Annotated in this window: 2 protein-coding genes; both read left to right on the top strand. The window is 66.4% G+C overall.

What is annotated here, in order from left to right; genetic code table 11:
• Positions 1 to 166 precede the first annotated feature (166 nt).
• Positions 167 to 1,339 (top strand): tyrosine-type recombinase/integrase, encoded by a 1,173-nt coding sequence (locus tag ACFXN1_RS40150; RefSeq protein WP_379446032.1) that lies wholly within the window; start codon positions 167 to 169, stop codon positions 1,337 to 1,339.
• Entirely contained in the window at positions 1,336 to 1,875 is a 540-nt protein-coding gene (locus tag ACFXN1_RS40145) for a tyrosine-type recombinase/integrase (RefSeq protein ID WP_379446033.1), read from the top strand. The genes ACFXN1_RS40150 and ACFXN1_RS40145 overlap by 4 nt, the downstream gene beginning before the upstream one ends.
• Positions 1,876 to 1,985: the final 110 nt, after the last annotated feature.

The raw sequence follows: 1,985 nt of genomic DNA, 5'->3' as shown, positions 1-1,985 counted from the left end.
GGGGTTCAAATCCCCTATCCTCCGCCAGGGAAAGACCCTGGTCGGGATCGGTTTTTCCGGTTCTGGCCAGGGGCTTCTGGCAACGGTCTTGGCAACATGCCATGCTGTGCGAGCGTGACTCTGCAGGAGTCGGTACATCATCACCGACCACACAGAGGACCACCAGATGGCCAGCATTCGCGAACGGGTCCATGCCCGTGGCAACACGACCTATCAGCTGCAGTACCGCTACAACGGCAAGCAGCCCAGCATCGAATTCGACGACCGCGCCGACGCGGTGAAGTGGAAAGCGATCTTCGAGAAACGCGGCCCCGCGATGGCGCTGGAAATGCTGCGCGCCGAGAGCGCCGACGCCACGTGCCCAGGGATCAAACAGGCGGGCGCGGACTATATCGAGACCCGCACGAAAGCCGGTGTCGGCAGCCGCCAGCGCTACGAGCGATTCATGCGCAACGACATCGAGCCGTTCTTCACACCGACATTGCCTGTCGATTCGGTCACGCCCGAGATGGTCGCGAAATGGATCAACCATCTCGCTGCGAAGGGCAACAGCGCGAAAACCATTGCGAACAAACACGGGTACCTGTGCGGGATGTTCAAATGGCTGGCGAAGAAAGGCACGGTCAGCACGAACCCGTGCGTCGAGACCGAGCTGCCCGACATCCACCAGGCCGAGATGACTTTCCTCGAGGCCGACGAATTCGCTGCGTTGCACCGCGAGATCCCCGCCGAATGGCAGGTATTCGTGCGGTTCCTGGTCACCTCCGGCGTGCGATGGGGTGAGGCCACCGCGCTGCGGGTCGGGGATGTGTCACGCAAGGCGGGCACGGTCCGGATCCGGCAGGCGTGGAAGTACACCGGCGGCAAGCGGATCCTGGGCCCGCCCAAGACCAAGAAGTCCAAGCGCACGATCAATATCGATCGCGGGCTGCTCGATGCGCTGCCGCTGACCGGGCGCGCATACGGTGACTGGCTGTTCACGAATGCGCACGGGGATCCGGTGCAGATCAGCACGTTCTACAAAACGGTGTGGGTGCCGACGCTGGCGCGCCTGGCTGCCGACCCTGAGGATCCGCTGCGCGGGAAATCGCCACGGATACATGATCTTCGGCACACCTGCGCGAGTTGGATGATCAGCAAGCGGGTCTCGCTGCCGGTGATCCAGGCAGCCCTCGGCCACGAGAGCATCACCACCACCGTGGACCGGTATGGGCATCTGGATCGGCAGGCCGGCGAGGCAGCCGCGGCGGCGATCGGCGAGATCCTCACCGAGCACCTGCACGCCATCCCGGTACCGGCCGCGCAGGTGGTCGCCCTGCGGTCGAAGGCGGTGGCATGATGCGCGCCTACTCCCCTGCCCTCACCCCCGCACAGTTCCAGCGCATCATGGCCGAGCTGCCCCAGCGGTGGCATCCGGTCGCCGAATGGCTTGGGGTGACCGGGATCCGGATCGGGGAAACCGCGGCGCTCACCACCGCCGACATCGATGCGGCGGCGGGCACCTGCCGCGTCACGCGGGTGTGGGTGCCGGCCGGGCGATTCTGGGAGCTGCAGCAATCGCGTTGTGGGCGCACGGTTCTGGTGCCTGAGCAGGTCCTGGCCGGGATGGATCTGACCCGCTGCGATGAGGAGCTGTTCTCGATCGACGGCGCGCTAGGGCCGGGCTTGATGCGCGGTTTCTCGCGGGCGTGGCGTGGCGCGGTGGTCGCGGCGCACGAGGATCTCGGTGGACGCCGGACGCACGTGCACGATCTGCGCCGGATGTGCGGGGCGCAGCTGCTGCGCGCGGGCGTGCCACTGCCCGAGGTGGCCGCACAGCTGGGATGGTCGGTACAGGTGACAGCCGAGCAGGTGGCACGAACTGTCGGTGCCTGATCCGGGCCGGGGGGGGGGGGAAACAGGGGGGGGGGGGGGGGGGGCGGAAAAAAACCCACCCACAAAAGAGGGGGGAGAGGTGTTCCGCGTCGCCCCTCCCCACTCTTTGT

The organism is Nocardia sp. NPDC059154, from assembly GCF_042755705.1.
In the GTDB taxonomy this organism is placed as follows: Bacteria; Actinomycetota; Actinomycetes; order Mycobacteriales; family Mycobacteriaceae; genus Nocardia.
The sequence above is the reverse complement of the archived record's forward strand: the minus strand, read 5'-3'. Positions and strand labels throughout refer to the sequence as shown.